Source organism: Parafrankia colletiae (assembly GCF_001854655.1).
Lineage (GTDB): Bacteria > Actinomycetota > Actinomycetes > Frankiales > Frankiaceae > Parafrankia > Parafrankia colletiae.
Window position 1 is genome coordinate 1 of the sequence record NZ_MBLM01000040.1, and the last position, 7,385, is coordinate 7,385.

6 protein-coding genes and 1 pseudogene are annotated in these 7,385 nt (G+C 66.7%); 2 read left to right on the forward strand and 5 right to left on the reverse strand.

Going from position 1 to position 7,385, the window contains the following annotated elements:
• Nucleotides 1-23 precede the first annotated feature (23 nt).
• Nucleotides 24-1,244 (reverse strand): ABC transporter substrate-binding protein, encoded by a 1,221-nt coding sequence (locus CC117_RS06760; protein WP_198541758.1) that lies wholly within the window; start codon nt 1,242-1,244, stop codon nt 24-26.
• 434 nt (nt 1,245-1,678) lie between these two features.
• Here CC117_RS06760 and CC117_RS06765 point away from each other — a divergent pair, with 434 nt between their 5' ends.
• Entirely contained in the window at nt 1,679-2,869 is a 1,191-nt protein-coding gene (locus tag CC117_RS06765; protein ID WP_071082898.1) for a cytochrome P450, read from the forward strand.
• Between the two features lie 98 nt (nt 2,870-2,967).
• Nucleotides 2,968-4,257: an amidohydrolase family protein gene (locus CC117_RS06770; protein WP_071082899.1), complete on the forward strand. Its 1,290-nt coding sequence runs from the start codon at nt 2,968-2,970 to the stop codon at nt 4,255-4,257.
• 317 nt (nt 4,258-4,574) lie between these two features.
• Here CC117_RS06770 and CC117_RS06775 read toward each other — a convergent pair whose 3' ends face one another.
• The 4 genes and pseudogenes from CC117_RS06775 to CC117_RS06790 form a co-directional block, all read right to left on the reverse strand.
• Nucleotides 4,575-5,147 (reverse strand): carboxymuconolactone decarboxylase family protein, encoded by a 573-nt coding sequence (locus CC117_RS06775; protein ID WP_071082902.1) that lies wholly within the window; start codon nt 5,145-5,147, stop codon nt 4,575-4,577.
• A 43-nt stretch (nt 5,148-5,190) separates the two neighbouring features.
• Nucleotides 5,191-5,748, reverse strand: coding sequence for a nuclear transport factor 2 family protein (locus CC117_RS06780; RefSeq protein ID WP_071082900.1), 558 nt, complete (start codon nt 5,746-5,748; stop codon nt 5,191-5,193).
• A 239-nt stretch (nt 5,749-5,987) separates the two neighbouring features.
• The gene (locus CC117_RS06785) at nt 5,988-6,896 is read right to left on the reverse strand and encodes a TIGR03564 family F420-dependent LLM class oxidoreductase (protein WP_071082901.1); all 909 of its coding nucleotides are present in this window, start codon (nt 6,894-6,896) and stop codon (nt 5,988-5,990) included.
• 222 nt (nt 6,897-7,118) lie between these two features.
• A pseudogene (locus CC117_RS06790) lies at nt 7,119-7,385 on the reverse strand (IS630 family transposase); the annotation flags it as partial.

Genomic DNA, 7,385 nt, shown 5'->3' on the forward strand with positions numbered 1-7,385 from the left:
AGCATAAAGCTGGTATAGTCCCGCTACGTCGGTGTCCGAGAAACGGGCAGCACCTCACCGCGTACCTCGAAAACGGTGGGCTGACCCTGGTCATCCAATGTGGTGGACAGCCCACCCCGCACGCAGACCGCTGGAGACTGAGGGCTGGCCTTTCCGTTGCACCGAAACCGCAACCCTGCCGCGCCCGGCAGCTCCGTCTCCGGCATCGCTTTGATGGTGGAGATCACCGTGTCCGGGGTGATGTCGCCTGAGATGCCCTGCAGCGCCGCCTGGAGACCGGCGAGGGTCATGAACATGCTCCTGCCGGTCGTCGAGCCGATGTCGATGTTCCCTCCGTAGGTCTCCATCGCGGCCTGGTAGAGGACGGCGGACGGATCGGTTCCGCCGGCCGGTGYGAGGGCGGCGACAACCATCTCAGCGAGAACGTCCGCGGGGACGGCTTTGCGGGTCGCGTCTGTGATGCACTGCGAGATGGCGCTGATCTGGCCGTCGTACCCGACCGCCTTCAGCCCGTTGAGCGCGCTGATGCAGAAGGAGTCGTTCCCCACGACGAACACGAGCCCGGGGTCTCCGTCGACGGCACGCTGCAGCTGCGGCGTCATGTCGGCGGTGCCAGGTGGCACTCGTACGAGTTCGTAGTCGAGACCTGCCTCCTCGAACACCTTGGGTGCGACGTTCTGCTGGATGTCGAGCGCCGCGGGCACGTCGATCACGACGGCGGTGACCTTCCTGGCGCCCGCGTCCTTCGCGAGATCGATCGGTAGCTGAAGCACCGCGAACGTCGGATCGCTCAGGGCGAAGGTCGATCCCGTGTCAGCCAGGAGCGCTGGGCTTCCTGCGGCGAAGAACATCACCGGTGTGTGCGCGTCCGCCAGCGGTTGCCACACGCTCTCGGCGACGCCTGACTCGGCGACGGTCACGGCCACCACGTCTTCTTCGATCATCCGGTTTGCGCAGTCGGCGCCCTTGGCCGGATCCGCCAGCGTCTCGCACTTCACCAGTTCGATGGGGCGACCGCCGATGCCCGAGCGGCGCTCGTTGAGGTAGCTGGCAGTGGCTTCGGCAACGTCGAACTGGATGGAGTTGTCGATCGCGGCGGACCGCCCGTCGGAGATCACTCCAATCTTGACGGGAGCGCCCGTGGCCTGTGCTACCGGTCCGAGCGCGTCGGGGTTTGCCGCGGGGTCCACCGACGGGGAGGTTCCGGGGTCGTCGGACCCACATGCGGTGGCGAACATGAGCATGGCTATGGGTGCGGCTAAGAGTGCGCCTGCCGAGCGGCGTCGTCTCCGATCTCGTGGCGATCGGTCGATCGAGTGCAGTGACTTCCGCATGCTGTTCTGCCCCCAGAGTCGTCAGCCCGGCAGGGTGATGCCTGCCGGGCGCTGTCGTCTTTGTTGTGCTCTCGCAGCGGCCTGGGATATGACCGCGGCTCCTCGCCTCGCGGGCCGTCCAGGTCAAGTAGCGCATCGTCTGTCGCACCTGGCCTGTCCGGTGCTGGCCGATCGGCAGGCAAGCGCGGACCCGCTCCCGGCCATGACCCTCGCCCGATTCGACTGCTCCTCCGTTCGCGCGGCACGACCGCTGGCCGTCGGATAACAGCTGGGTCATCCCTCAACCCCTGTACGGATGTACGGCACAGTGTTATACATCCGTACAGACTGCGCAAGGAGGGGCGATGACCAACGGTGATCTTTACTACGATCCGTACGACGTCGACATTGATGTAGACCCGTACCCCACCTACCAGCGGCTGCGGGACGAGGAGCCGCTCTACTACAACGACCGCCTCGACTTCTGGGGCCTGAGCCGCTTCGCTGACGTCGGGGCCGCCCTGAAGGATCTGAAGCACCTCAGCTCTGCGAAGGGAGACATCCTCGAGGTCATCAAGGCCGACCCCGTCATGCCACCCGGAGTTTTCATCAACGAGGATCCACCGCTGCACACGGTGCACCGCGTCCTGGTGTCCCGCGCCTTCACTCCGCGAAAGATGAAGGCGCTCGAGGACAAGATCCGAGCCTTCTGCGTCGCCTGTCTGGAGCCCCTCGTGGGATCCGATCGGTTCGACTTCGTGGCCGACCTCGGTGATGAACTGCCGATGCGCGCGATCGGCATGCTTGTCGGCATCCCCGACGCGGAACAGCCGACTGTGCGCGACCACGCGCAGCGCGGGCTGCGCAACGAGCGGGGCAAGCCGCTGACGGTCACCAAGGACAAGTACTTCGACGGCGATTTCTACGCCGACTACGTCTCCTGGCGGGAGAAGAATCCTTCTGACGACCTCATCACCGACCTGCTCAACGTCGAGTTCGAGGACGTCTCGGGTACCACCCGACGGCTGACCAAGGAAGAAATACTGATCTTCCTTGCCGTGATCGCGGGTGCCGGGGTCGAGACCACGGGCAACCTGTTCGGCTGGCTTGGCAAGGTCCTCGCCGAACATCCCGACCAGCGCCAGCAGATCGTCTCCGACCGTTCACTCATCCCGAACGCGATCGAGGAGCTGCTGCGCTTCGAGCCACCCGGCCCGCACGTCGCACGCTATGTCACCGAGGGCGTCGAGTACCACGGACAGACGGTCCCGGCCGGAAGCACGCTGCTGCTCATGCTGTCGTCGGCCAACCGCGACGAGCGTCAGTTCACCGACCCTGACCGCTTCGACATCCACCGCTCCATCAGCCAACACGTGACCTTCGGCGTCGGCGCGCACTTCTGCCTCGGTGCCGCGCTCGCCCGTCTTGAGGGACGCATCGCCCTCGACGAGGTACTCAACCGCTTCCCCGAATGGGACCTCGACATGGCCCAGGCCCGCCGGAAACCCACCACGACGGTGCGCGGCTGGGACTCCATGCCGGCAATCGTCGGCTGACCTGGCACGGCTGACCCACAAGCTCCCACACCGCGACGGGTGTCTCGGCCCCGCGGTCCGCTGCCCCGTCGACTTCCAGGACCATCGAAAGGGCACCCATGCGTCACGACGACATTATTCTCGTCAGCGTCGACGACCACATCATCGAACCGCCCGACATGTTCGCGAACCACCTGCCGGAGCGGTACCGGGCGGACGCCCCCCGCCTGGTGACCCTGCCCGGCGGTGCCGACGCCTGGAGGTTCCGGGACACGGTGATCCCCAACGTCGCTCTCAACGCGGTGGCAGGCCGGCCCAAGGAGGAGTACGGACTCGAGCCACAGGGCTTAGACGAGATCCGTCCGGGGTGCTACCAGGTGGACGAGCGGGTCAAGGACATGAACGCGGGCGGCATCCTCGCCTCGATGAACTTCCCGTCGTTCCCGGGGTTCGCGGCCCGGCTGTTCGCCACCGAGGACCCGGACTTCTCCCTCGCGCTGGTACGGGCGTACAACGACTGGCATCTCGATGAGTGGTGCGGCGCGCACCCGGGCCGGTTCATCCCGATGGCCCTGCCGATCATCTGGGACCCCGAGCTCTGCGCCGCCGAGGTGCGCCGCGTCGCGGCGAAGGGCTGCCACTCGCYGACGTTCACCGAGAACCCGGCGGCGCTGGGCTACCCCAGCTTCCACGATGCCTACTGGGACCCGCTGTGGCAGGCGGTGAGCGACACGAACACCGTGCTGTCAATCCACATCGGCTCGTCCGGCCAGCTGACCATCCCCGCCCCCGACTCGCCGCCCGACGTCCTGATCACCCTGCAGCCGATGAACATCGTCTCGGCTGCGGCCGACCTGCTGTGGTCACCGGTCATCAAGAAATTCCCGGACATCAGGATCGCGCTGTCCGAAGGCGGGACCGGGTGGATCCCCTACTTCCTGGAGCGGGTCGACCGCACCTTCGACATGCACTCCACCTGGACACTGCAGGACTTCGGCGGACGGCTCCCGTCCGAGGTGTTCCGCGAGCATTTCCTGACCTGCTTCATCAGTGACCCRCTCGGAGTCGAGCTGCGCCACCACATCGGCATCGACAACATCGCCTGGGAATGCGACTACCCGCACAGCGACTCGATGTGGCCGGGCGCCCCGGAGGAACTCGGCTCGGTGATGGACCGGTTCGCCGTCCCGGACCCGGAGATCAACAAGATGACCTACGAGAACGCCCTGCGCTGGTACTCCTTCGACCCGTTCTCCCACCTCCCGCGCGAACAGGCCACGGTCGGCGCGTTRCGGGCCCGGGCCGAGGGCCACGACGTCACGATCCGCGCGCTGAGCCACCGCACCTACGAGCGCGGCGAGAAGCTCGCGGCCTACCAGGCGATGGCAGTCTCCGCGCCCGAGCGGTAGCCGGACCTCTGTCGGTCGAATCCGACGCTGGTACAGCCCCTTCGGTTGGCACGCGGTCGCCGTACGGCGACCGCGTGCCCAAGACCCGCACCTGGAGGTCCTGGGACGCTGACGAACGGCCGGGCAGGATCAGCCAGCCATACCCCTCTGATGGGAAGATCGGATAAGGCACACGTCGGACACAGCTGGCCATGATGGCGCCAGCCCCGCCTCGCCACCTCGCGCCAGGTCACAGGCCCAGGCAGGCTTTGACTGTCTGCACAGCGCCAGCGGGGAGCACGGCCTTCTTCGACGCGACAGACGCAGCTGTTGCTTGATCAGGTGGGTCGTAGGTCGTCGTCGAGGTCAAAGGCGAAGGAGTTCATCAGGAAGGCGGACGCCTCGAAGGCTCCGACTGTGAAGATGAGGTCCATAAGCTGCTGGGTGTCGAGTTCGGCGGTCAGCGCGGTCCACGTCTCGTCACCGATCGCGCCGGCGTCGAGCAGCTCGTCCACGGCGCGCAGCAGCGCAGCCTCGAACGGGCTCCACGACGGATCGGCCGGTCCCTGGGTGATCCTTTCGATCTCCTCGTCGGTCAGCCCGGCGTCGCGACCGACGAGGACGTGCTGCGCCCACACGTAGTCGCAGGTGCGGCGCGCCGCGACTCGCAGGACCAGCAGCTCCGTCTGCCGCTGGGCGAGGGTGGTCGCCAGCAGCACATGACCGTTGAGGGTGAAGAACGCCCGCGCCAGGTCTGGGTGGTGCGCGAACGTTCCGAGGGCGTTGCGGGCCTTCGGCGCGCCCTCCTGGACGGACCGGGTGTGCCGGGGCGCGGGTGGCACGAGGGCGGCTAACGCCTCCCGCATCTCGGCCGGCCATTTCTTCGCAGGGAGGGGCTCGATCCGAGCCATGTTCATCGGTCCTTCCGTCGATAATGCGCGGAGCCCAGCATCCTCACCACTTCTCGACCGGGGTCTTCTCCAGGTCCAGGGGCCGCGCGTATGACGGATCATTCTTGTCCCACGTGCCCTTGATGAAGCCGGCGAACGCGCCGGAAGAGAGGAGTGATGTATCGCCGTTCATCGTCCATTCGAGGGTGCATCGTCGCAGCGCGATCTTCCATTCGCCGTCGCGCCGCTCGACTCGATCGAGGTATCGGCCTCCGAAGAGGTGCACGCTTCTGCCGTCACGGGATCGCATGGCACCGATGACGTAGCTTTCGCAGTGCGCCTGGTCACCGTCGATCTCACAGGTATGTGTGGTGATGTTGTGCAGGTGATCAATGAAGACTGAGGAGTGCGCCCGATTGGCGTACTCTCCGTAGTCGGGRCCACGTTTCACGACGGGTCCGTGCTCGTCGACTCCATCGTCGTGGTAAACGCTCGTCATCAGCTCGATGTCGTGGCGGTCGTGGCCGCGGGACTGCTTCATGACGCAGTCGAGAATCGCGATGCGGTCCGTGACGTAGCGGAGCTCATGGCGAAGTTCTGTGAGCTCATCCTCGACGGACATGATGGTCCTCCCTCGTCGTAGCAGTCACGCCTCATCGGCCRGTGCAGCCTCGGATTCACCGTCTCCGGCTCTGGAGCCAGACGAGGCAACAACTCTGCTGTACGTCTGTATAACGCCTTGGTGAAGGTCGGTCAAACCCCGCTGCTCCGGGTTATGTCCCTGTGCGTCTGACTTCGATCGTTCGGTGGCCGAGTGTCCGAGGTCCCTTGGTCGTACCGGTGCTTCCCACCCGGGCATCGTCAGCCTGTGAGGGAGGCGAGCAGGTCCATCGTGCGCTGCCGGGACGCTCGGCGATCCGTGCCGACCGGGACGACGAACACCTGGATGTCGGTGGCGCCTGCATCAAGCAGACCCTGCAACTGACGGGTCACGCTCTTCTCGTCACCGAGGATGGCTGCGTCGGCCGGGCTCTGGGCGCCGCCGATCTCCATGATCCGGCGATAGTTCGGCAGGCTCTCGTAAACACCCGATGTCGCGGCGGTCGCGGCGCGGGCCTCGGCGATGTCGTCGTGGACCGCCACCGGCAGGCCGGTGACGATCCGTGGCTCGGGTCGCCCTGCGGCTGAGGCCGCGGCCCGAAGCCGGGGCGCGACATGGGTCTCGATCGCCCGCGCCGGCGCCATGAAGAGGACCACCCCGTCGGCCTGCTCGCCGGCGACCCGCAGCAGCCGCGGCCCGAGCGCGGCGAGGAGGACCGGCACTGGTTGCTCCATCGGCACCCGTGCGCCTCGTGCGGTCCAGTCCGATCCTTCGAAGGTCACTGTTTCCCCGCGCAGCAGTCCCCCGAGGATGCGGAGGTACTCCTCCGTGTTGCGGCCGGGGTGGTCGTAGGACAAGCCGTACATGCCCCTGACCAGTGGTTCGTGCGAGGGTCCGATGCCCAGGGTGAAGCCGGGCCGTCCCATCGCCGCCGCGGCCGCAGCGGCGCGGTTCGCCTGGAGGACGGGATGGCAGGGATATGTCTGCAGAACCGCGGTCCCCAACTCGATCGTGGAGGTCTCCCGCCCCGCGACCGCCATCGCGGCAAGTGGGTCGCCCAGGGCCGTGCTGTCGTACCAGACGGAGCTGAAGCCGTCCCGCTCGGCGGCCTTGGCCTGCTCGACGAGTTTCTCGACCGTTGCCGGTCGTCCTGTCAGACCGATCTTCACGTGACGTGACCTTTCAGCGCAGTACGCCGCCTCACGGGGGGCATCGACGTTGGTCGGAACGCGGGAATCCCCGGAGCTCACGACGTTCCTCAGGCGTGGCGGTACGGGATGCTCGACGGGCTGTGCCCGCCTCTTGGCCGGTCGCGCCCGTAGACAGCGACGAACGGGCGCTGCCTCCCAGCCTCACAGCTAGTGCGTTGACCGCGATCCTTTTCGGTTTGGTCAGGCGGCGTGTGTTCGGGGGCGTCCCCAGCGTTGTTGGCGTTCGGAACGGACGCGGGCGCGTTCGCGGCGTTGGRCTGCCAGGACGGCGGGGTGGCGGGCGTGGGTGTTGCGCCAACGCAGGTAGGCCTGCAGGTTCCGGGCGAGCGCGGGATGGTTRGGATGATCMGAGTTCCCCATCGCGAAGGTCCGCAACGGTCCGAACTGGGCTTCGATCGGGTTCGCCCACGACGCGTTCGTCGGGGTCAGGCAGAGCTGCACGTTGTT

Excerpts from the sequence above, each read along its gene's own strand:
- CC117_RS06765 (WP_071082898.1), top strand. The coding sequence starts at position 1,679 with ATGACCAACGGTGATCTTTACTACGATCCGTACGACGTCGACATTGAT.
- CC117_RS06775 (WP_071082902.1), bottom strand. The coding sequence starts at position 5,147 with ATGGCTCGGATCGAGCCCCTCCCTGCGAAGAAATGGCCGGCCGAGATG.